The organism is Staphylococcus pseudoxylosus (genome assembly GCF_044794325.1).
In the GTDB taxonomy this organism is placed as follows: Bacteria; Bacillota; Bacilli; order Staphylococcales; family Staphylococcaceae; genus Staphylococcus; species Staphylococcus pseudoxylosus.
In genome coordinates this window covers 1,165,064-1,188,175 of the sequence record NZ_CP085024.1, presented here as the reverse complement: position 1 = coordinate 1,188,175, position 23,112 = coordinate 1,165,064, and the positions used below count along the sequence as shown (strand labels likewise).

The 23,112-nt window shown below is 31.2% G+C and carries 20 protein-coding genes; 9 read left to right on the top strand and 11 right to left on the bottom strand.

The genetic code is table 11. The features are described from left to right. Window position 1 precedes the first annotated feature (1 nt). The 3 genes from hemY to hemE form a co-directional block, all read right to left on the bottom strand. Complete coding sequence (gene hemY, locus LG295_RS05690) at window positions 2-1,399, bottom strand: protoporphyrinogen oxidase (RefSeq protein WP_107558484.1); 1,398 nt, start codon at window positions 1,397-1,399, stop codon at window positions 2-4. A gap of 17 nt (window positions 1,400-1,416) precedes the next feature. Continuing rightward, window positions 1,417-2,340, bottom strand: coding sequence for a ferrochelatase (gene hemH, locus LG295_RS05685; protein ID WP_107530996.1), 924 nt, complete (start codon window positions 2,338-2,340; stop codon window positions 1,417-1,419). Window positions 2,341-2,425: 85 nt separating this feature from the next. Beyond that, complete coding sequence (gene hemE, locus LG295_RS05680) at window positions 2,426-3,460, bottom strand: uroporphyrinogen decarboxylase (RefSeq protein ID WP_107530995.1); 1,035 nt, start codon at window positions 3,458-3,460, stop codon at window positions 2,426-2,428. A gap of 262 nt (window positions 3,461-3,722) precedes the next feature. On the opposite strand from hemE, the gene LG295_RS05675 reads away from it, so the two are divergent. Then, window positions 3,723-4,226, top strand: coding sequence for a signal transduction protein TRAP (locus LG295_RS05675; RefSeq protein ID WP_107530994.1), 504 nt, complete (start codon window positions 3,723-3,725; stop codon window positions 4,224-4,226). Window positions 4,227-4,305: 79 nt separating this feature from the next. Here LG295_RS05675 and ecsB read toward each other — a convergent pair whose 3' ends face one another. Next, the gene (gene ecsB, locus LG295_RS05670; RefSeq protein ID WP_107558485.1) at window positions 4,306-5,529 is read right to left on the bottom strand and encodes an ABC transporter permease EcsB; all 1,224 of its coding nucleotides are present in this window, start codon (window positions 5,527-5,529) and stop codon (window positions 4,306-4,308) included. Beyond that, on the bottom strand, window positions 5,526-6,263 hold the full coding sequence (gene ecsA / locus LG295_RS05665; RefSeq protein ID WP_318832778.1) for an ABC transporter ATP-binding protein EcsA: 738 nt from the start codon (window positions 6,261-6,263) through the stop codon (window positions 5,526-5,528). The genes ecsB and ecsA overlap by 4 nt, the downstream gene beginning before the upstream one ends. 128 nt (window positions 6,264-6,391) lie before the next feature. On the opposite strand from ecsA, the gene LG295_RS05660 reads away from it, so the two are divergent. The 4 genes from LG295_RS05660 to LG295_RS05645 all read left to right on the top strand — a co-directional run bounded on the left by LG295_RS05660 (window position 6,392) and on the right by LG295_RS05645 (window position 9,318). Further along, the gene (locus tag LG295_RS05660) at window positions 6,392-6,817 is read left to right on the top strand and encodes an HIT family protein (RefSeq protein WP_107530991.1); all 426 of its coding nucleotides are present in this window, start codon (window positions 6,392-6,394) and stop codon (window positions 6,815-6,817) included. A 79-nt stretch (window positions 6,818-6,896) separates the two neighbouring features. Further along, window positions 6,897-7,268: a YtxH domain-containing protein gene (locus tag LG295_RS05655; RefSeq protein WP_318832777.1), complete on the top strand. Its 372-nt coding sequence runs from the start codon at window positions 6,897-6,899 to the stop codon at window positions 7,266-7,268. A 240-nt stretch (window positions 7,269-7,508) separates the two neighbouring features. Further along, window positions 7,509-8,072 carry a DUF3267 domain-containing protein gene (locus LG295_RS05650; protein ID WP_070051127.1) on the top strand — a complete coding sequence of 188 codons (564 nt, stop codon included), beginning with the start codon at window positions 7,509-7,511 and terminating at the stop codon, window positions 8,070-8,072. Between the two features lie 253 nt (window positions 8,073-8,325). After that, a complete protein-coding gene (locus tag LG295_RS05645; protein ID WP_107558489.1) occupies window positions 8,326-9,318 on the top strand; it encodes a foldase protein PrsA in 993 nt (330 codons plus the stop codon). Between the two features lie 189 nt (window positions 9,319-9,507). On the opposite strand, the gene yhaM is transcribed toward LG295_RS05645, so the two are convergent. From yhaM to LG295_RS05615, 6 genes are all read right to left on the bottom strand, one after another. Then, entirely contained in the window at window positions 9,508-10,449 is a 942-nt protein-coding gene (yhaM, locus tag LG295_RS05640) for a 3'-5' exoribonuclease YhaM (RefSeq protein ID WP_070051129.1), read from the bottom strand. Further along, entirely contained in the window at window positions 10,449-13,382 is a 2,934-nt protein-coding gene (locus LG295_RS05635; RefSeq protein WP_404476653.1) for an AAA family ATPase, read from the bottom strand. Before LG295_RS05635 ends, yhaM begins: the two co-directional genes overlap by 1 nt. Window position 13,383: 1 nt before the next feature. Beyond that, window positions 13,384-14,568: a DNA repair exonuclease gene (locus LG295_RS05630; protein WP_107558491.1), complete on the bottom strand. Its 1,185-nt coding sequence runs from the start codon at window positions 14,566-14,568 to the stop codon at window positions 13,384-13,386. 496 nt (window positions 14,569-15,064) lie between these two features. Continuing rightward, window positions 15,065-15,409, bottom strand: a complete 345-nt coding sequence (locus tag LG295_RS05625; protein WP_002482889.1) for a YlbF/YmcA family competence regulator — start codon at window positions 15,407-15,409, stop codon at window positions 15,065-15,067. 68 nt (window positions 15,410-15,477) lie between these two features. Next, a complete protein-coding gene (locus LG295_RS05620) occupies window positions 15,478-16,608 on the bottom strand; it encodes a DUF445 domain-containing protein (protein WP_404476650.1) in 1,131 nt (376 codons plus the stop codon). Window positions 16,609-16,866: 258 nt separating this feature from the next. Continuing rightward, complete coding sequence (locus LG295_RS05615; RefSeq protein ID WP_107531995.1) at window positions 16,867-17,331, bottom strand: helix-turn-helix transcriptional regulator; 465 nt, start codon at window positions 17,329-17,331, stop codon at window positions 16,867-16,869. A 431-nt stretch (window positions 17,332-17,762) separates the two neighbouring features. Between LG295_RS05615 and purU the strand changes: the two genes are divergently transcribed. From purU to LG295_RS05595, 4 genes are all read left to right on the top strand, one after another. Further along, a complete protein-coding gene (purU, locus tag LG295_RS05610) occupies window positions 17,763-18,614 on the top strand; it encodes a formyltetrahydrofolate deformylase (protein WP_107531798.1) in 852 nt (283 codons plus the stop codon). Window positions 18,615-19,018: 404 nt separating this feature from the next. Beyond that, on the top strand, window positions 19,019-21,268 hold the full coding sequence (gene pflB, locus LG295_RS05605; RefSeq protein WP_318832773.1) for a formate C-acetyltransferase: 2,250 nt from the start codon (window positions 19,019-19,021) through the stop codon (window positions 21,266-21,268). A 17-nt stretch (window positions 21,269-21,285) separates the two neighbouring features. Beyond that, entirely contained in the window at window positions 21,286-22,041 is a 756-nt protein-coding gene (gene pflA, locus LG295_RS05600) for a pyruvate formate-lyase-activating protein (RefSeq protein ID WP_107531796.1), read from the top strand. Window positions 22,042-22,269: 228 nt separating this feature from the next. Continuing rightward, complete coding sequence (locus LG295_RS05595) at window positions 22,270-23,070, top strand: ABC transporter permease (RefSeq protein ID WP_107531795.1); 801 nt, start codon at window positions 22,270-22,272, stop codon at window positions 23,068-23,070. Window positions 23,071-23,112: the final 42 nt, after the last annotated feature.

The window sequence follows — 23,112 nt, the reverse complement described above, 5'->3', positions numbered from 1 at the left end:
ATTATGATAATTCTGCTAATAACTCTTCTACCGCATTTTTACCTTGTTGAATACAATCAGGTAAACCTACCGCTTCGAATGATGCACCTGTAATACGTAGTTTTGGATAACTTTGTTTAATATGTGTTTGTATTGATCTAATTTTATTGATATGACCAACATGGTACTGTGGCATGCTTTTAGGTAGTCTGTTGACAATACTAAAGTCTGGAGCACCTTTAAATGTCATCATCTGGTTTAAATCTTTTTTAACAATATTAACTAATTCTTCATCTGTGTGATCATCTACAACTGTATCATTAGGCTTACCAACATAAGCACGTATAAGTACTTTGCCTTCAGGTGTCGTAAATGGCCATTTCTTACTTGTCCATGTACAAGCTGTTATGTCGGTTTCACTTGTACGTGCAATGACAAACCCAGTACCATCATATGTGTTTTCAATATTCTTTTCATCAAAAGCCAATACAACAGTTGCTACTGTTGTACAATCCATAGATTTAAAATAATCAAATGCAGGATCATTGCCAAACCATTGCATAAATGTTTGATGCGGTGTGGTCACTAACACACTATCGTAAGTGTCTTTATTTTCTCCGCTGATAACTTCGTAATTATTTTGTGAAGTTATGATATCTTTAATTGGCGTTTGATATTTAATTTCAACACCTTGATTGACAACATATTCAGTCAAATATTCTATAAATGAACTAAGCCCATGTTTAAACTGTTTAAATTGTCCTTTAGGCGCGCCCGGGTACAATTGACGTTGCTTTTGGCGCTGTATTTTTTCATGTCTCATGCCTTTGATCAAGCTACCAAATTGTTCTTCTCTATGCTTAAACTCCGGAAAAGTACTCATTAAACTTAAATCATCAATGTTTGTACCATAAATACCACCCATTAAAGGCTCAATTAGATTTTCTAGTACCTCATCACCCAAACGTTCTCGGAAAAATGCACCAACAGAAATATCTTCATCCATTTCTGTTGGCTTTTTAAATAAATCTAACCCAGCACGTATTTTTCCTTTAGGGGAGATTAACTTTGTCTTTAAAAATGGTTTTATATTTGTTGGTACGCCTAGTATAGACCCACCAGGTATTGGAAATAATTTATTCTTTGCGTAGATATAAGACTGTCCTGTTTGATTGGTCATCAAATCATTTTCTAAGCCAATCTCTTGAGCGATATCAGTCATAATTTGTTTACGACCTAAATAAGATTCTGGGCCTAACTCAATAGTATAACCATCTTTTCTATATGTTTGGATTTTTCCACCAGTTCTATTAGAAGATTCGTATATAGTTACATCTACATCGGGACGTAATTTTTTTATAAAATAAGCACTAGATAATCCTGTAATACCAGCACCAATTATTGCGATACTTTTACCCAAATTAATTCACGCTTCCTTTAATAAACATTTTTAACTTCATCAACGATGGCACCGATAAACAATGGATCTGTATTCGGCATTGAAGGTCTATAATAATTTACTCCTAGTTCATCACATACCACTTTACATTCATAATCGTTATCAAATAATACTTCTAAATGTTCACAAACAAATCCTACTGGTGTATATATGAAATGCTTGTATCCATGTGTTTCATACAAAGATTTCGTCAAATCTTGAACATCGGGTCCTAACCATGGCGTACCCGTATTACCTTCAGATTGCCATCCTTCTGCCACATGAATGATATCTGATTGTTCCTCTAATAATTGTGCAGTATGATGCAATTCATTCGGATAAGGATCATTATTTTTCTCAATCAATCCTTTCGGCAAGCTATGAGCCGATACTACTAAGACAGTTTCATCATGCTCTTCACGAGGGATTCTTGTCAATGTTTCATTAATTTTTTCAGTCCAGTATTGTATAAATTTAGGCTGTTGATAATAATGAGCTACATGTTTAAATTGTATACCGAATTTATCTGCTTCTTTTTGGGCACGTGTATTATAAGATCCCACTGAAAAACTTGAATAGTGTGGCGCTAACACAACCGTAACTGCTTCATCTATACCATCTTCATGCATTGATTGTACTGCATCTTCTATAAATGGAGAGATGTGCTTCAAGCCTATATAAAGTTTAAATTGCACATCATCATAAGCTTCATTGAGCGCGTCTCTTAAAGCTTCAGCTTGTCTATTTGTAGTACCTGCTAAAGGAGACAGTCCTCCTATAAATTGGTATCTATCTTTTAAATCTTGTAACTCTGCATCAGACGGCTTTTTACCATGTCTAATATCAGTGTAATATGGTTCAATATCACTCTCTTTATATGGTGTACCGTAAGCCATTACTAATAAGCCTATCGTTTTTGTCATTTTAAAATCATCCTCTTGTATAATAAATTTTAGATGTATATGACATAAGTATTTGTAAATCTTGGTAGCCAAAGTTTATGTCTTATTATCTTTGTGTATATTCATGTACAAACGTAGTAACTCGTTTTAAAGTTTCAGGTTTCACCTCTGGAAAGACACCATGACCTAAATTAAAAATATGTTTCCCGTGCGCCATACCTTGATCTAAAATCACTTTTAGTCTTTCTTCTATAACGTCCCAAGGTGCTAATAACAGAGATGGGTCTAAATTACCCTGTAACGTTTTATTAATATTCATCGCATTTGCCTCTTTAATAGATAAACGCCAATCTAAACCTAAAACATCAATTGGTAAAGCATTCCATTCATCAGCTAAGTGACTCGCGCCAACTCCAAACAAAATAACTGGTACATTATATTTTGCTTTTATACCACTGATTAATTTATTCATAGCTGGTTTTATATAATAACGATAATCTTGAACATTTAATGCACCCACCCAAGAATCAAATACTTGAATGATTTGGGCGCCCGCTTCTACTTGAGCGGCAGTATAAGTAATAGACATGTCTACAAGATGATCCATTAATGCGAACCATGTTGCTTCGTCACTATACATCATTGCCTTTGTAAAATTATAATTTTTTGAAGGTCCACCTTCAATCATATAACTTGCTAAAGTGAATGGCGCGCCAGTAAAACCTATTAAAGGTACATTTAATTTTTCTTCAGTTAATAATTTAATTGTATCTAAAACATATGGTACGTCTCGTTTGGGATCTATGGTGCCTAGTTTTTCAACATCTTGAATATTTTTTATTGGATTATGAATAACAGGACCAATCCCTGATTTTATTTCAACGTCTACACCAATCGGTTGTAATGGCGTCATAATATCTTTATAAAGCACTGCTGCATCTGTATTATAATTATCTACAGGTAAATGTGTGACATATGCACACAATTCTGGTTGGTGCGTAATTTCAAATAATGAATATTTTTCTTTTAATTTTCTATATTCAGGTTGTGACCTCCCCGCTTGTCGCATAAACCATACTGGCGTGTGCGACACAGTTTCACCATTAATCATATTTAGGATTGTATTATTTTTATTATGCACCTTGTAATCCTCCTACATTGTAATCATTCTTATCTATAATACCATACTGCATTATAACTCGTATTTCATTGTGCTTAAATGTCATAAAAAAGACAAACTGTTAGCTTTTCACGATTTAATCATTTGACTATTGTTTTATAATAGAAATCAATTATAATGTTATCAAAGCTTATTTTATATCTATTTGAAAAACTAGATATATCTATAGTAAGGTATAGTAATCAACTATACTTTCATAAACAAAGCAAGGGGGAAAATCTTTATGAAAATTTTTGCATCTTATGGGACGTTTGGTTATTTAAATCAGATTAGATTAAATAATCCCGACCATAACTTATTACAATTTTCTGCATCTGACTCTTCAGTAATTTTGGAAGAAACAGATGAAAAATCAGTATTAAAGCAACCTTTAATTTATAATATCCTTGAGTCTGAGGGAGACTTAAACGAAAACCATTTTTATTCTGTAATCTTTGTACCGACATCAGAAGATCATGCTTATCAACTTGAAAAAAGATTAGAAAGTTTAACTACTGATTTCAAACAATTTGCAGGTTATAGATGCTACCGTTTCTTAAAACCAGAGCATGGGTTAACTTATAAGATTTACTTTGGTTTTGAAAGTAGAACAGCTTATGAAGACTTTAAAGCTTCATCTGTTTTCAAAGATAATTTTGATAAACTTGCGCTTAGTCAATTCTTTGGCTCTAGCGGTCAACATTCAAGTTATTTCGAAAGATATCTCTTCCCAATCGATGATAACTAATTTTTCGTAAAGATCATAATCAAAATAAAGTGGTCGTTGCTCATTTCATTTAATGAAGTATTGAGTAACGACCACTTTTTTAATCTTTTAATAATGATTCTTGATATTTAAGTTTTTTGACTACATTTCTGATGGTTAACCACCCTACCAAAAAGAACAACAAGCCATAATAGCTATACATCGGTAATGTGATTGCATAAACGATTACAAACAATATCCCAACAATAAACATGAGCCTATATAGAAATTGTTCATAGCCTTTTATTACTTTAGTATCTGGGCTCGGCCAAACTTGTGGCCACAAGCCATATGCTTGCTGCGTATAAAACTGAGCCATTTGTAATAAAATGATATACATAAAAAGACTGCCTATGATTAGTGTAATGAATGGTTGATCTAACCAAAACATTAAAATCATCGCTAATACAACTAATCTTAATATGATGTTAAACGCATCTTTACCTCTTGCAAAACTTCTAATAAACAAATAAAGATACATATAGTTTTCATTAAATTTCTTATTTTTCGGCGTGATTAACAATGGATCAAGATAACTCCTACGTACTGCCGTTTCCTTTAAATGCTTAACATCGGTAAACATATTCACAAATTTATAATAATTCATATGATGTTGTTGTTCTGATTTAATCATTCTTTCCCAAGGGAATAATTGATTTTTATTTTGGTATTTAAGCAAAATAACTAATCCAATTAATACGAATATAGAGGTTAAACTAGATAAATGTTTTGCATCTAACGCGACATAGTACCCCGAAGCATAAACGATAAACAATAGAAGATGAAGAGACCAACTTTCTAATTTATACTTATACCATTGCCATTTCACTAATAATCCTAAATAAGGCATAACTAGCATTAACACAGCAAACAGTATATAAAATTCAAATGATCGGTTGTTTATTACGAAAAATAATGGAAATAGTACGATTAAAATTAAAAACTGAAGTCCTATTCGGGAAAAATAACTATAAACTAGTGATTGTGTCATGTATATTTCCATATTTTTTTCGAAGGGTAATAAAAATAACCTGTCTGCATCTTTCAGTAAAGTCCTTAATGGAAACATTGAAGTCATTGCCACAATAATACTCGCAATCAAAGCATAATTAATATGCTGCGGTATAGACTTTAACCAATCACCATATCCTAATATAAATGCGCCTAATAAAATTACAAGAAATACTGAAAAATGGCCATTGAAAATAAATTTATTATAATATTGCTTTTCTTTACTGATTTCCTTTTTTCTACTAGAAAATAATTGCTTAGCATTCTGTGTCATGTATTATTGCCACCTTGTGTTACATGGATGTAAATCTCATCTAATGTTTTACCTTCTAAGCCTGTTTGTTTACGAAGTTCTTCCAAATTTCCAAAAGCAACAATTTCTCCCTTATCCATGATTAAAAATCGATCGCAATACCTTTCCGCAGTTGCTAAAATGTGTGTGCTCATTAAAACTGTTCGATTTTCATTCTTTTTCTCAACCATCAAATCTAACATTGATTGAATTCCTAAAGGATCTAAACCTAAAAATGGTTCATCAATAATATATAGTTCAGGATCTACTATAAACGCACAGATGATCATTACTTTTTGTTTCATACCTTTAGAGAAATGACTTGGGAAGATATCTAACTCATCTTCTAATCTAAAGGTCTTGAGTAATGGACGTGCTCGTTCCATCGCTTCTTCACTACTAATGTTGTAAGCCATAGCCGTCATATAAATATGTTCTTGTAATGTTAACTCTTCGTATATAACTGGTGATTCAGGGATATACGATAGTTTCCTTCTATAAGTTTCTACATCTTGATTGATGTTGATATTTGAAATCGTTAGACTACCTTCCATTGGCGTCAGTAATCCTAACATATGTTTAATTGTTGTACTCTTTCCTGCACCGTTCAACCCAATAAGACCAACAATTTCTCCTTGATTGAGTTCAAAATTTATATTTTTAATTACAGGTCGTTTACCATATCCGCCTGTTAAATGTTCTACTTTTACTGTCATATGGCACCTCCACAAATGATATTGTATCAAAAATTAAGCTTTAGGTATAAATTTATTGCGAAAACTGACGTGAATAATATAGTAATGCTATAATAGGCAGTAACAATCTTACAAGGAGTGAAGCTTTTATGTCAGAAACAGTCTTCAGTAAAATTATTGATGGTGAAATTCCGAGTTATAAAGTATATGAAGATGAATATGTATATGCATTTTTAGACATTTCACAAGTTACAAAAGGTCATACATTATTAATACCAAAGAAAGCATCTGCCAATATTTTTGAAACTGATAGTGAAACTATGACACATATCGGTGTTGCTTTACCAAAAGTAGCAAATGCTATAAAATCAGCTTTTAACCCTGATGGTTTAAATATTATACAAAATAATGGCGAATTTGCCGATCAATCTGTTTTCCATCTTCATTTCCATTTATTACCAAGATACGAAAACGATGTGGATGGATTTGGTTATAAATGGGAAACACATGCAGAAAGTATCGATGATGAACAAAAGGCAAAAATCGCAGAAGAGATAGCTGCTCACTTCGATTAAAAATGCTTACCTTATAACATATGGGGTATATAAATATTATTAACCGTTGAGATATTATTTAGAAATGAGGAGAATTTTTATGAAAACAGCTCAAATATTATTAGGTCTAGGTGCTGGCGTTGCTACTGGCCTAGGCGTAGCGTTGATGAATCGTGACAAAAAAGATTCTAATGAATATATTGAACACGCAAAGAAACCAGTGGGCGCTGAGTCTGACTTTGATAGAGAAATCAATACAATTAAGCAAAGTATAAACGACATCACTAACTATATTGCTCAAATAAAGTCTGAAGGTACTGAATTTGGTAGTTCAATAGGTGATGAAGTTAAAACAATGATTGGTGATTTCAAATCAGATATAGACCCTAATATCGAAAAACTACAATCTCATATAGAAAACCTTCAAAACCGCGGAGATGAAATTACTAAAGCATTCGAAAAAGATAATTAAGTTAATCGCGACTTGGTTTAAAGTCTGTTCCTAACATTTCTGAACTGCAACTCACCCCAATAAAGGGTGAGTTGCAGTTCTTTTTTTAATCTTTACTATCCGGGCCAAAAACCGTAATATAAGACTTAAATTTAACTGTAAATACTAGAAACAAATTTATCTTGACGTTTTTTCTATTAAGATAGATAATACGAAAGTATATAGCATGCGAATTATAATATAAAGGAGTATGACTGAATAATGTATCTTTGTACACGGCAAATAGATATTAATGCGCGTTTTGGTTTACCTAGGATTGCTTTTCTTAGTTTAGTCACAACAATCATTACATTTCTCATTGCTTATGAAATTTTATACTTCTTTTCAAATACAAAGTTAACAGATAAATATTTTTTAATTTTCTTGTTACTCGTATTAGTTTTATACCCTATTCATAAAGCAATTCATTTATTCTTTTTGTTTCCGTACTATAAATCATTTAAAAAGTATAAGTTATTAAAACAAAAAAACATCCCTTTTTATAACACGTACGTGAACACGCCTGTAAACAAGTATTATTTTTGTTTTGATTTGATGACACCAGTTATTATAATCACTTCTGTTTGCGCTTATTTAAGCACTTTATTCCCGCAGTATGGACATTATCTAATGTTTCTTATTGCCTTAAACATGGGCTATTCAGTAATGGATTTTCTATATTTAAAGATTATTATATTTTCAAACGAAGGAACTTACATTGAAGAACATCAAACAGGTATCAATATATTAAATAAAGTTGAATCAAAACATGAACGTCATATATAACTAAAACTAATGTTTCAAAATGATTGCTAGCACAATGATAACTTGTTATTTCAAAAGCTGTTTTTAACGCGTTTTTACAATTTAAATTATTTTTGTCTAATGGGACAACAAAACCTTATTTTTGTAATTTGATTTTGTTGTCTTTTTTATAAACAAACTAGTACTATAGTCCTAGAAATTGTGTTTCTAATTGGTGATTACAGCATAATATGTTATATTTACGTTGTTATTCTTACAAAAGGAGTTCCCAACCATGAAAACATTGAAAAAAGTTATACTTCCTGTTACAGCAAGTGCTTTATTATTGGGTGCGTGTGGTAACAGTGCAACAGATTCAAAAGAAGATACCATCATTTCTTCCAAAGCTGGTGACGTTAAAGTAGAAGATGTTATGAATAAAATGGGCGATGAACAAATTGCTAACAGTTCTTTCTCTATTTTATTAAATAAACTACTAGCTGATAAATATAAAGATGAAGTAAACACTAAAGATATTGATAAAGAAGTTGAAAAAGAGCAAAAACAATATGGTGGTAAAGACCAATTTGAAAGTATGTTAAAACAACAAAAAATGTCTCTAGGCGATTACAAAGAACAGAAAAAATTACAAGCTTATCAAAAAGAATTGCTTAATGACAAAGTAGATATCTCAGATAAAGAAATAAAAGAAGATACTAAAAAAGGCTCTCACATCTTAATTAAAGTTAAAGAAAACAAAGATGATAAAGAAGGCTTATCGGATAAAGATGCTAAAGCTAAAGCAGAAAAAATCCAAAAACAAGTTGAGAAAGATCCAGATAAATTTGGCGAAATTGCTAAAAAAGAATCAATGGATAAATCCTCAGCTAAAAAAGATGGAAGCTTAGGTTATGTTACCAAAGGTCAAATGGAAGATAAATTTGAAAAAGCTCTCTTCAAGCTTAAAGAAGGTGACATTTCTGACGTAGTCAAAACCGATTATGGCTATCACATCATTAAAGCAGATAAACAAGATGACTTTGATAAAGAAAAGGGTAAACTTAAAGCACAATTAATTCAATCTAAAGTTCAAAAAGAACCTAAATTATTAACAGATGCATATAAAGAACTATTGGATGAATATAAAGTAGATTACAAAGATAGAGATATCAAAAAAGCAATCGAAGATTCCATCTTGGATCCTGAGAAAATTAAACAACAACAGCAGCAACAACAACAGCAACAAATGATGCAACAAAGTGGTGCTGGCATGTCTACAGGACAATAGTAATTTTTAAAAAAGAGGTTAGGAAAATTCCTAACCTCTTTTTTTGTATATTATAAAGAAAAGCAATACATAAAAATGAGAGTAGGACAACGCACCCATTTTTAAATGTAATCGTAGCCCCACTCTCAATATTTAATTTAAAAACTTCTTTCATCAAGCTATTTCAAGAAAATATGCTAGCTTTAACTATTAATCTAGAGATGTCGGATTGTAAAATTGTCTGCCATCTAATCCAAAGATACGTTCCGTAAATTGTCCTTTGTTTGTTTTCTTAAATGCTTTTTCAAACATATTCATTTTCGCATCTATATTATCAATAAAAAACAATATTTCAGCTTCTTTCATGTGTGGTAATTTAGGTGACCCAAATTCCATTTTACCATGATGTGCTAAAATCATATGACGTAATAACAATACCTCTTCACCATCAATGTTTAATTCTCTAGCAGCTTCAGCTACTTCATCACTTGCAATCGAAATGTGCCCCAATAAGTTTCCTTCAACCGTATAAGATGTAGCTACGGGTCCACTTAACTCTCTTACTTTACCTAAATCATGTAAAATAATGGCACTATATAATAAACTACGATTCAATAATGGATAAATATCACATATTGATTTAGCTACTTGCAACATTGTTAACACGTGGTAACTTAAACCACTTGAGAAGTTGTGATGGTGCGTACTTGCAGCCGGAAATGTAAAAAACGCTTCTTGATGTTTACGTATTAAATGACGCGTAATACGTTGTAAAGTCGCATTTTCAATTTCTAACATATAATGTGAAATCTCTTCTTGAATTTCATCAGGTGTCATAGGTGCACCATCTACAAAATCTTGTGTTTTCATATTATCTTCAGGTGTAGCCAATTTTATTTTATTAATTTTCATTTGTTTACGGCCACGATAATTTATAATATCGCCTGTAACGTGTACAATCTTTTCAGGCTCTAATACTTTCATATCTTCTTTACTTACAGTCCAAAGTTTCGCTTCAATATCACCACTTTTATCTTGTAAATGAAGCGTCATATAATCTTTACCTTGAGCAGTTACGCCTTGTGTAGCTTTGTGAATCAAGAAAAAATGATCCACTGAATCTCCAGGATTTAAATTTTCAACATTTCTCATTATTTACCGCCTTCCTCGATTTTATTTAAAGTAATAATTTGTTTTGAAGGCACACTCGTATCTTTCACACATGTAAAATACAAAATTTGATAACTGCTTGGCATTTGTCTTAAATAATTCATCATGATATCTTTTCTATATTTATCAAAATGCACAAAAGCGTCATCAATAATAATTGGAAATGGATAATACGGTTTTAAAGTTTGAATTAAACTCAAACGTAATGCAATATATAAAATTTCTTTCGTAGACTGACTTAACTCTACAGGCTCATACATCTGTCCATTTGCTTGTTTTACCATTAAATCGTCATTAGCATATGTGACTTGCACATAATGACCATTTGTTAAATGCGAAAAGATATTTGTTGCTTCGTTTATCACTTGTGGCAAACGTTTATCTTTAATTTGCTTAATATGCCCTTCAACTAAAGCTTGTAGATAACTAAGACTAGCCCAATCTTTAGCTTCGTCATTTACTTTGTTCTTAAGTATATGGAATCTATGTCTTAAATCAGCTAAAGTTTTATCAGTCTCCATATCTGTAATTTTAGCATTTAAATCACTTACCTGTGACTGTAGTTCTAAATATTGATCATTATAATCATCCACTTGACGTGCGAGTACTTCATCTTCATCAGTTAATTGTGCAGCAGTTTTCTCACTCAATCTAGAACTAGAATCATAATTGTAATTTTGATTTTCTAGATATTTTGATAAATCATTAAAACGTGCCATCTGTTGATGGTAATTTTGATGTTGAACATGATGTTGATAATAAGACTCTTCATCATTAACATTAACAAAATTAAATAATTGTGAAATTACATTACTATTTTCATTCAGTCTATTATGAAGTTGTGAAACTTCACTTTCAATCAACTTAATTTGTTCATTGTTTCTATTCCACTTATCTAAATTACTTGTTTCTTCTTTTAACCACTGTCTTATATCGTGGAACAATGACAATTCGTTAAAATATGAAAATTGATTTTTGGTAATTTCTTGCGCATGGGCATAAAATTCATCTAATTGTTGTTGTAATTCATGTGCTTTTTTATGAAGTTCAGTAATATGAACATCATGTTCTTTAATTTTATTCATTGTATTAATGCTATCAATAATTAATTCATCAGACATTTTGTTCGATAAGAACAAATCTGATTTAACGTCATTAATATTGTTCTGCGCAGTTTGATACTGTTGTTTGGCTTGCTCTAATGTGTCTTCTAAATAAGCTGCTTTTTTATCGATTGCGTCTTTTGTTTTAATTGCAGTTTGATACTGTTCACGCACTCTATATTGATCATCCAAGTCAAAATCAAGGTCATAATTGTCTTCTAAATGATTCACTTGATGTTGCAAATCATCAATCTCTTTTGAAAATGTTTCGCTATGTCCAATTTCTTTTGTTTTTACAAAGAATATACCTACGATAAAGACAAGAGATAAAATAGCGAATACGACACCGAATATAATATTTGCTGATATAAATGAGAAGATTGTTAAACCAATTCCTATTACTGCTAATATCATTAGACCTATACGTAATAAATTTTGTTTTTTCTCATTTTCACGTTGTTCAGTATCAAATGCCTCTTTCATTTTTTGATAGAGATTATTTTTTTCTTGTAATTCAAATACTCTTTTATTGTATTGTTTTTTCTTTTCAAAATTTTCTTCTGGAACAATGTCCGCTTCTAATGATTCTATTTCTGCGTTGTTTGTGTCTTTATCAATTTTATTTTCTTCAATGTTACGTTCAAGTTGTTGTATATAAGCTGTTTGTTCTTGCTTGTTTTTAATTTGATTACTTACGTGACTTTTCATTGCTTCAGAATCGTCTACTTGATGATGAACATCTTGCCAACCAATATTTGAACTTAGCCCTGATTTTTCACGCGTTTTGTCTTGAATTTCTTTTTCTACAGCTTTTAGTTCATATTCTTTTTGTTTAATTTCATTTTCTTGTTGATGTAAATGATTAAACGCGTCTATATCAGTTTGTTTTGGCACATTTACTTTTTCATTTTCTGCTTTTAAATGTGCTAAGCGTTCTTCACGTAAACCAATATCACGTTTTAAATTTTGTGTTTGTATTTTTGCAGATTCATAACGATCAATACCTTGTTCTGGAAACACTATTGGTTCAATATTTAATTGGGTTTCTAGTTGTTTCCATTCTTGAGTCTGTTCATGTAATGCAATCTCTTTTTGTTTTTGCTCATGCATTTTAGATAATTGGGTTAAATTTTGCTTTAAATTACTTAACCTACGTTCAGCTTTATCTTTATCATCAACTAACCTTTTATATGAAGTTAACTTTGCTTCTTCTTCTCGAATTTGTCCTTCAAGTTCTTTCAGCTGTTCTAATTGTTGATTTATGATAGGATTACGACCATTTTTCTTATATAACATTTCTTTTTTATTACTTAATATTTCGCGCATACTTGTAAATTCTGTTGAACCTAATGCACCTGCCTGTAACAGATAATTTTGTAATTGAGTTTCATCCATTTTTTTATGAATATCTTGAAGCCCAAGTACATCAAAAGAAAAAATACCTTGATATGTACGCTTAGAAATAAAATTCAGTTCTTTATTCAACCAAGTTTCATCTTTAATTGTTCCGTTAGGTAAGTATACTTTCACGTCACCTGTTGCGCTGCCTTTAATACGTTCAACCTCAACTAACGACCCATCATCTTGAATTAATGTTAATTTTCCGCCGTATTGGTTTCCTAGTCGAGGCTCTAAACGTGGTTCATTTTCTTTCTTTGTTGGGAAGCCGAAAAGTATGGAATGAATAAATGCTTGGATAGTTGATTTACCTGATTCATTTTCTCCATAAATTTCAGTGAATGATTCATCAAATTCAATCTTTCTTTGTATAAATTTACCATATCCGTAAATCTCTAATGATTTAATTTTCATTTTATTCTCCCCTCATATCTGACTTCAAGAGTTCTTCAGCATGTTCAATAAGTTCTCGTCTATCAAAATCGCTATAGTTTTCTAAATACTTAGATGCTTTAGGATTTAAATATAAGTCATTCATCGCTTGATCATATACGGTATTGTCCTCGATTAACTCAGGAGAAAACTCTTTAACTAATGTATTTTGATCATCATACTTATGCTTGATTGTTAAATCTTCAATAAATACAAAGTTATGTTCATTGGCCTCGTAATCACTGATCATTTCATGGATTTGTAAAATATCTTGTTCCGGTATCCATTGATCCGAATCTACTATTACTTTGAGCTGATAGATCGCTTTACCATTTTTTCTAACTTGCGTTTTAAATGCTTGTATATCATCAAAAAGACCTTGCTTAGAGGTTTGTTTTGTTTCTAAAACAGCTTTGTCAAATCGTATAAATTGTGTTGGCACAAATTTAGCATCTAGGTTTAAGTTGTCACCTTCAACGAGTAAACAACCTTTTTCGCCGAGTTCTTTAAAGTGTCTTCCTTGGATATTGCCTGGATAATGTATCTGTGGCATATCACTCAATTGTTGACGTTCGTGTATATGTCCTAATGCCCAATAGTGATACAATTTATTATTCAAGTCTTCTAATCTAAACTCTGTGTAGCGGTCATTTGTATTAGTTTTACTATATGTGCCATGCAAAATACCTATATGAATACCTTTATAGCCTTGACTAGTTGGATATGCATCAAGCTTATTCTCGTAACTCGCATCATTTTGGTAGCTAAAACCATGAAGATAAATTTCTTCACCGTTTTTAGTTATTGTTTGATATGTTTCAACATTTTCAGAGAAAACTGATACATTATCTGGCCACACAGTACCAATATTCGATGATAAAGGATCATGATTACCGTGACATAAATAGATAAAAATCTGTTCTCTTTCTAAACGTTCGAATTGTTCCTTTAAAAACACTTCTGCACGTAATGTGCGATTTTGTTGATCAAATAAATCACCTGAAATAATCATAAAATCGATTTCTTCAGTTAATGCTAAGTCCACTATTTTTTTAAAACTTTCATAAGCACTTTTTTGAATATCTTCGAAAATAGGCTGACTGAGATAATCTCTTGACTTAAAAGGACTATCTAAATGTAAATCAGCACAATGAATAAATTTCACCATACAGTATCTTTCTCCTTTATTGAAAGGTTTATTTAAGCTGATGCATATTGGATATTTCAGTAACAGATTACACGTTTCAATCAATACTAAAATTTATGCATACAAATACCTTGTATTAGTATATTTTACCACATTGCCTATTAGACAGTCGATAAAACAAAAAATGCTCCATTCAAGAGGATAGCATTACAAATTATTATTAAATGACTTAGCGCCCGACCATTTCGACCGTTTTCTAATTAACACAAAATCTTTAAAAAGACTCACAAAAAAATGAGGCTGACACATAAATATATGCCTCAGCCTCAAATATTGTATTGGTAGTTACTAACTAATTGGAATTACGCTTAAATTTAGCTGTTTCAATTATAGTCTCTACTACCATGATGGATGACGAAATCTTAGTTATAAAATACTTAGTTTTCTGTGCACTCCATTTAAACTACAACACAATATTTGGTTGTATTATAGTCTTCACACGTTACACTAACAAAAATTAGTCAGCGTAAATTTCATCTAAAGGTTTAACAATGATTTGGTTAATTTCTTGGAATACTTGGCTCATGTTTTGTTCAGCAGCCATTAATTCAGAAATGTTAGAATCATTTTCGATTTTTTGAGCTTGTTCTTGTGCTTTTTGTAGCTCTTCTTCACCGATTTCTTCACCTTGCATTTGTTTTTGTTGGAAACTTAATTGTGTTTCACGGAATTCATCAAATAAATCTTTTGATTCTTGATTTTCTTTAACTTTTGCATAAGCATTTTGAATAGCTTGATATTCATCACTTTCTCTTAATGCTTGTTCTAATTGATTTGCATGATCGTATAAATTTACTGCCACTATGCTTCACTCCTTTTTTGTATATGTGTGAAAACCACATCGATAATACAATAACATAATTTATTATGTTATACAAAAATTGCAATTACTCCTTGTAATAAACCAATAATACCTCCTAATAAGAAACCTAATAACATAATTAATTTTAACTCTTTATTCGCTATATCTATAATGAGCTTTTCAATATACGCTAAATCAAACGTATTAATCTGTTGTTCAACCATTTGACGTAAATTAACTTTCTTCATAATTGGTGAGATATGTTTTGATGTATTTTCAATAATCACATTCGTTAGCTTTTGTGACACTTTATTTTCTAAAAATCCTATAAAGTTTGGCATCAGGTTATTTAGTGGTTTCGTTGCCGTATTATTAATATCCATATAACCTATTGCTAAATCAGTTACTGATGTTTTAAAAGATTGAAATTGTTGTTCATTTAGTACTTCACTTAACTGTTTAGATTTAAAGGTTGTGTACTCATTTTCGATAATTTGATTCGCGATTACTTTCGCTTTAGGATGATTAGTCAATCTGATTAATTCATGTTGGATACGATCAGCAATACTTTCTTTCGTCATAAACATTTGTAATAACCCGACAATTTTCCCTTTTTCATTGAAGAATGTGTCTAACATTGATGCGATGTCTGATGCACCTTTTTCAGATTTTAAATAGACACGCGCTCTACCAAATAGTAGTTCTGGTACTGCTTCAACCTTACTATCTAAACTTTTTTCAATATCTTCGGGAATTAATTGTGCAATTGGAGTATTACTATGATCATAATAAAACAGTTCTAATTTTTCTGACATGACCCTTTCTATTTTCTCATTTGCCAATTGTGCAATATCTATATCCACTTTTTTCGCTAAATAATCAAAAGATGTACGATCTTCCTTCAATTTCTCAATTTGTTTTTGGACGACTTCTTCGATTGCAGTCCTCGTCGCTGTTGCATTTAATTTGGACTGAATCATACTTTCAGTAAGTAAATGTTCTTCAATAACTTGCCCAATTTTATCAGCAATTTCTGCTCTTCGTTTTGGTATTAAACCTGGCGTGAATGGCACGCGTTTGTTAAAAATATAATATGTTTTGAATGGATGAAACAACATTTTTACCGCAATAACGTTCGTTACTCCACCAATTAATGCACCAATTATCATCATAAATATAATTATTAAAAATGCATGCATAAAAGTTTCTCCTTTTTATTTTACTTGGTAATGTACTACTATTAAAAATTCACTCTTAAACATTGTACAATACATATAGTTTAATTGTGTAGAAGAATACACTTATTCATTTTTAAAAACAATTGAAAATAAAAAAAGACCTAAATCTTTTGTTTAGGTCAAGTAGTGTATAGTGACTAAATCATTCATATACAATTTAAAGTCCTATGTCACCAAATTATATAAATAATGATTCTTCTATCACAAATTGAATTAATATTATACGTGCATTAACTCTTCTTTAGAAATTCTACCAAAATATGTTTCTGCTTCTCTTAATTTAGAAGTACCAAATATTGGTTGTGTTTCTTGGTTAAGTACGCGATAAATATCACTTACTTTATTACTTTGTAAGATAAAACCATTACGGCTATCAACAGTGTTCCAATAGATGTCACTTGTTGTTGAATGGTTAGGGTATGCACAGTGATTACGAGAAATAGTTTGTACCATTTCTAGAGGATCACAACCAAATGTACTATTTAAAACATCTGAATCTCTAAATAATGCACAAATTGAGACACATGTTGTCCAGTTAGGTAGTACTCTTTCTTTTTCTATTTGTACTAAAGTCTTTTTTGAAAGACCAATAGTTTGGGCCATCGTATCTTGCGTATAACTTGCTTCAATACGTACCATTTTAAATTTTGTTTGAATTAAATCTGTGAAACTCTGTCTATCCATTACTTTAATCTACCTTTCATCTAAAGAATATTTTATCCGGACACAAGAAATTGCAATAATACACGCTTCTTGAAACACAAATTACATCTTAATACAATTTTTAAGAAAATAAAAGAGTGAAATCAAATTTTCATCGTTTTTTATCATTGGCGCAATTATCAAAATAATCAATCTTATATCTTATAATTAAGTTACAAACAAAAATCACTTTGTTTGTAAGCGTATTATTTTCGTGAAAAGTGTCATCATCCAGCATTACGTATTACACTTAAAAGATAAAAACACTATTTATTATTATAGACTATTTCTACTATAATAGTATAGTTAAAAGTATAAATTGTTCTATTTTTGTTGAAAAACATTTTATTTATTTACATTGTTCAGAATATTCCCTATAATTTTAAGTACTTTTTAAATATTGAGGTGCTTAAATGGAAGATAAATACATATTACTCGCAACATGCAATGACAAAGTCGGTATAACGTCATTAATTGCAAATATTATTGCAGAACACGGCTCTAATATTTTACATCTTGATCACTTTACTGAGTACGATCATGCACAAGATACCGAAGGGAAATTATTTTTAAGATTTGAGTTTGAAAAAGTAACACAATTGAAAGAAGCTCTAGAAAACACTTTAAGTCAAAATGATATTAATTTTGATATTTTTGATACAAGTGATAAAACAAAAATCGCATTATTTGTATCAAAAGAAGACCATGCTTTTAATGAAGTATTATTAAGAGTTCAACGTAAAGAAATTCCTGCTGAAATCACTTGTGTTGTCAGTAATCATGAAAACAATAGACATTTTGCTGAATCTTTTAATATCCCTTTTTACTATGTACCAAGTAATAATGATAAAGCAGTTGTTGAACAAAACATATTAGATATTTGCGCAAAACACGAAGTAGAATTAATCGTTTTAGCTAAGTATATGCAAATACTTACAGATAATTTTGTAAGTCATTATCCAAATCAAATTATTAATATACACCATTCTTTCTTACCTTCATTCATTGGAGCGAACCCATACAAACAAGCTTGGGAACGCGGCGTTAAATTAGTCGGTGCAACAAGTCATTACGTAACTTCTGATTTAGATGAAGGACCAATTATAGACCAAGATGTCACACGTATTAATCATCGTTATAACGTACAAGATTTACGTAAAATTGGACGTCATGTTGAATCTTCTGTTTTAGCTCAAGCAGTTGAATATCATGTTCAACATAAAGTCATCGTAAATGATGGCAATAAAACAATCGTTTTTAATTAATATTGTGTATATAAAGTGTACTAATTACTGTTATCATAATGATTAATATAAATTTATGCACAATTTAATTTCTAAAACCTTCTATTATATATCTACGATTTATTAAGCCACTTTTATTCACTAATCACTAAATATAAAAGTGGCTATTTTTGTGTTTCTTATTTTTTATATTCACTTTTATACTCACCTTCATCCATGCCTTTCCTTTACTCATTAATAATACCGCAGTCCTCATCTGTTGTATAACAGATACACAATATTATAAAACTGTCATATAACTTCTTACAGTTTCTCAAATCGTTCACAGTTTGTATTAAAAACTTTCACAAATATTGTGAAAACATTAACAAGGATAATGTTACAATGTTTGTGAAATTATTAACAAAATGAATGGAGGAGAAAAAATGTTAGAAAAAGAAAAATTACACGAAATTGCTTGGCAAGGATTCAAAAGTGGACGTTGGAATCGCCATGTTGATGTTCGTGAGTTTATCCAACTAAACTACTCACTATATGAAGGTGATGAACAATTTTTAGAAGGACCGACTGAGGCAACAACCAAGCTGTGGGATCAAGTAATGGCTTTATCCAAAGAAGAACGTGAACGTGGTGGCATGTGGGATATGGATACTAAAGTGCCTTCTACAATCACTTCACATGAAGCTGGTTATTTAAACCAAGATTTAGAAACTATTGTCGGTGTCCAAACTGAGAAACCATTTAAACGATCTATGCAACCATTTGGAGGTATTCGTATGGCTAAAGCTGCCTGCGAAGCATATGGTTATGAGTTAGATTCAGAAACTGAAAAAATATTTACAGATTATCGTAAAACACATAATCAAGGCGTGTTTGATGCCTACTCTAAGGAAATGCTTAATTGTAGAAAAGCTGGTATTATAACAGGTCTTCCTGACGCTTATGGTCGTGGGAGAATCATTGGTGACTATCGCCGTGTTGCACTGTATGGCGTTGACTTTTTGATGGCAGAAAAAATGCATGACTTTAACACTATGTCTACTGAAATGTCAGAAGATGTTATACGCTTGCGCGAAGAATTATCAGAACAATATCGCTCACTTAAAGAATTGAAAATATTAGGTAAAACATACGGTTTTGACCTTGGTCGCCCTGCTACTACTTTTAAAGAAGCTGTACAATGGCTTTATTTAGCATATTTAGCTGCTATTAAAGAACAAAATGGTGCTGCTATGAGTTTAGGACGCACGTCTACATTCTTAGATATTTATGCTGAACGAGATTTAAAAAATGGCACGATAACAGAATGTGAAGTTCAAGAAATAATTGACCATTTTATTATGAAATTACGTATTGTGAAATTCGCACGTACACCAGATTATAATGAATTATTCTCTGGAGACCCTACTTGGGTTACTGAATCAATTGGTGGTATAGGAATTAATGGTAAACCACTTGTAACTAAAAACTCATTCCGTTTCTTGCACTCATTAGACAACTTAGGACCTGCACCAGAACCAAATTTAACTGTACTTTGGTCGGTACAATTGCCATCCCACTTTAAAAACTACTGTGCAAAAATGAGTATAAAAACAAGTTCAATACAGTATGAAAATGATGATTTAATGCGTGAATCATACGGTGATGACTATGGTATTGCATGTTGTGTATCTGCAATGAAAATTGGTAAACAAATGCAATTCTTTGGTGCTCGTGCAAACTTAGCTAAAACTTTATTATACGCAATTAATGGTGGAAAAGATGAAAAATCTGGTATGCAAGTCGGACCGTCATATGAAGCTATCAATTCACAAGTATTAAATTACGATGAAGTGTTTGAAAAATTTGATAAGATGATGGATTGGTTAGCAGGCGTTTACATCAATTCTTTAAATGTTATTCATTATATGCATGATAAATACAGTTACGAGCGTATCGAGATGGCGTTACATGATACTAATATTATACGTACAATGGCAACAGGTATCGCAGGATTATCAGTTGCTGCGGATTCATTGTCAGCAATTAAATATGCTCAAGTTACACCAATCCGTGATGAAAATGGTTTAGTAATTGATTTTGAAATAAATGGAGATTTTCCTAAATATGGCAACAATGATCCTCGTGTAGATGATATTGCCGTAGATTTAGTAGAACGCTTTATGACTAAATTAAGAAGTCATAAAACATATCGTAATTCTGAGCATACGATGAGTGTACTTACAATCACTTCAAATGTCGTTTATGGTAAAAAGACCGGTAATACACCTGATGGACGAAAAGCTGGTGAACCATTTGCTCCAGGCGCTAATCCAATGCATGGACGAGATCAAAAAGGTGCATTATCATCGCTAAGTTCTGTTGCAAAAATCCCTTATGATTGTTGCAAAGACGGTATTTCAAATACATTTAGTATCGTTCCTAAATCATTAGGAAAATTACCAGAAGAACAAAATAGAAATCTGACAAGTATGCTTGATGGATACGCTATGCAACACGGACATCATCTAAATATAAACGTCTTTAATCGAGACACATTGTTAGATGCAATGGATCATCCTGAAGCATATCCACAACTAACTATACGTGTTTCTGGCTATGCTGTTAATTTCATTAAATTAACACGAGAACAACAATTAGATGTTATTTCTCGTACGTTCCATGAAAGAATGTAAATAAAGGTGGGAGCAAAATGCTTAAAGGACACTTGCACTCTGTCGAAAGTATGGGCACTGTCGACGGTCCAGGTATTAGATATATACTTTTTATGCAAGGCTGTTTATTAAGATGTTTATATTGTCATAATCCAGATACATGGAAAGTTAATTCATTTTCTAGGGAAGTAACAGTTGATGAAATGATTGATGAAATCACTTCTTTCACACCTTATTTCGAAGCATCTGGAGGTGGCGTAACTATAAGTGGTGGTGAACCATTACTACAAATGCCATTTATCACAGCTTTGTTTAAAGCATTAAAGGAAAACGGAATTCACACCTGCATCGATACTTCTGCAGGTTGTGCAAATGACACAGTTGCGTTTCAACGTCACTTCGATGAATTATTAAAATATACAGACTTAATACTATTAGATATTAAGCATATTGATAACGAAAAACATATAGCATTAACTGAAAAACCTAACACACAAATATTAAAAATTGCTAAAAAGTTATCAGATCTTAAACAGCCTGTGTGGATAAGGCACGTGCTAGTTCCCGGATATACTGATACCAAGGAAGATTTAATACAATTAGGCGCATTTATAAATACATTAGATAATGTGGAGAGATTTGAACTATTACCCTATCATCAACTTGGTGTTCACAAATGGGAAGCAATGAACTTGAGCTATCCTTTAAACGATGTTCAACCACCTACAGATAACGATGTTAAATTAGCTTATCAATTAGTAGATTTTAAAGGTAACATCCCCTTGAAAATATAACCATTCTATATGGTCTTTTAACGAACCTCCCGCTATGTTAATTGGTGAGGTTCGTTTTAACTTAAATAAAGTAAAGTATTTAATGATAATGAACCCAAGCTTTTTATAGACACACTTTAAAGTTAAATATTATTGGTATTCTATTTATATTTGTTTATATTTTTACAAATAATGTATAATACTATTTATCAATTTTTAAAAGTCAGCATGAAAGAGTGATATATTCAAATGAATGCAATATGTTTTGTTTTAAAAGAGCAATTGAAAAATTTATATTTAATTAAAAGACTAGCAGATTTTCAACTACGTATTTCAAATCACAATAATTATTTAGGGGTCGCTTGGGAGATTATAAACCCAGCCATGCAAATTGCAGTTTACTGGTTTGTCTTTGGTTTAGGCCTACGAAATAATACAACACATGATGGTATTCCATTTATTTATTGGTTAATTGTCGGAATTAGCATGTGGTTTTTCGTTAACCAAGGTGTATTGGAAGGTACGAAATCAATCTCTTCAAAGTATAATCAAGTAGCTAAAATGAAGTTTCCATTATCTATCATACCAAGTTACATTGTTTTTAGTAGATTTTATGGTCATCTTGGTTTACTTATGATTGTATTAATATTATGTTTCTTTGGAGGTTATTACCCTTCCATATACTCATTACAGTTATTAATTTATGTGCCCTATGCCCTTATACTTACTATAGTTATTTCACTACTAACTTCAACATTAGGTGTACTTATCCGTGATACGCAGATGATAGTTCAATCGTTGATGAAAATCATATTTTTTGTCTCTTCTATTTTGTATACGCCTAAAAATGAAATTGTAATGACAGTGATGAAATTAAATCCAATCTATTTCCTAGCAGAGGGCTATAGAGCCTCTGTTCTTCACCATGAATGGTATTTTATTGAACACTGGCACTTAACGCTGTATAACCTTGTACTAGTAGTTATTTTATTTATTGTTAGTGCTATATTGCACATGCGTTATAGAGACCATTTTGCCGATTTTATGTAAAATCTCTTTCATCAAATTTATATATATATACTAAACCCACCT

Excerpts from the sequence above, each read along its gene's own strand:
- LG295_RS05630 (WP_107558491.1), bottom strand. The coding sequence starts at position 14,568 with ATGGTGAAATTTATTCATTGTGCTGATTTACATTTAGATAGTCCTTTT.
- LG295_RS05645 (WP_107558489.1), top strand. The coding sequence starts at position 8,326 with ATGAAAACATTGAAAAAAGTTATACTTCCTGTTACAGCAAGTGCTTTA.
- ecsA (WP_318832778.1), bottom strand. The coding sequence starts at position 6,263 with ATGACAGTAAAAGTAGAACATTTAACAGGCGGATATGGTAAACGACCT.
- LG295_RS05620 (WP_404476650.1), bottom strand. The coding sequence starts at position 16,608 with ATGCATGCATTTTTAATAATTATATTTATGATGATAATTGGTGCATTA.
- LG295_RS05650 (WP_070051127.1), top strand. The coding sequence starts at position 7,509 with ATGTATCTTTGTACACGGCAAATAGATATTAATGCGCGTTTTGGTTTA.
- hemH (WP_107530996.1), bottom strand. The coding sequence starts at position 2,340 with ATGACAAAAACGATAGGCTTATTAGTAATGGCTTACGGTACACCATAT.
- yhaM (WP_070051129.1), bottom strand. The coding sequence starts at position 10,449 with ATGAGAAATGTTGAAAATTTAAATCCTGGAGATTCAGTGGATCATTTT.
- LG295_RS05675 (WP_107530994.1), top strand. The coding sequence starts at position 3,723 with ATGAAAATTTTTGCATCTTATGGGACGTTTGGTTATTTAAATCAGATT.
- purU (WP_107531798.1), top strand. The coding sequence starts at position 17,763 with ATGGAAGATAAATACATATTACTCGCAACATGCAATGACAAAGTCGGT.
- LG295_RS05655 (WP_318832777.1), top strand. The coding sequence starts at position 6,897 with ATGAAAACAGCTCAAATATTATTAGGTCTAGGTGCTGGCGTTGCTACT.
- LG295_RS05615 (WP_107531995.1), bottom strand. The coding sequence starts at position 17,331 with ATGGATAGACAGAGTTTCACAGATTTAATTCAAACAAAATTTAAAATG.
- ecsB (WP_107558485.1), bottom strand. The coding sequence starts at position 5,529 with ATGACACAGAATGCTAAGCAATTATTTTCTAGTAGAAAAAAGGAAATC.
- pflB (WP_318832773.1), top strand. The coding sequence starts at position 19,019 with ATGTTAGAAAAAGAAAAATTACACGAAATTGCTTGGCAAGGATTCAAA.
- pflA (WP_107531796.1), top strand. The coding sequence starts at position 21,286 with ATGCTTAAAGGACACTTGCACTCTGTCGAAAGTATGGGCACTGTCGAC.
- LG295_RS05635 (WP_404476653.1), bottom strand. The coding sequence starts at position 13,382 with ATGAAAATTAAATCATTAGAGATTTACGGATATGGTAAATTTATACAA.
- LG295_RS05595 (WP_107531795.1), top strand. The coding sequence starts at position 22,270 with ATGAATGCAATATGTTTTGTTTTAAAAGAGCAATTGAAAAATTTATAT.
- LG295_RS05660 (WP_107530991.1), top strand. The coding sequence starts at position 6,392 with ATGTCAGAAACAGTCTTCAGTAAAATTATTGATGGTGAAATTCCGAGT.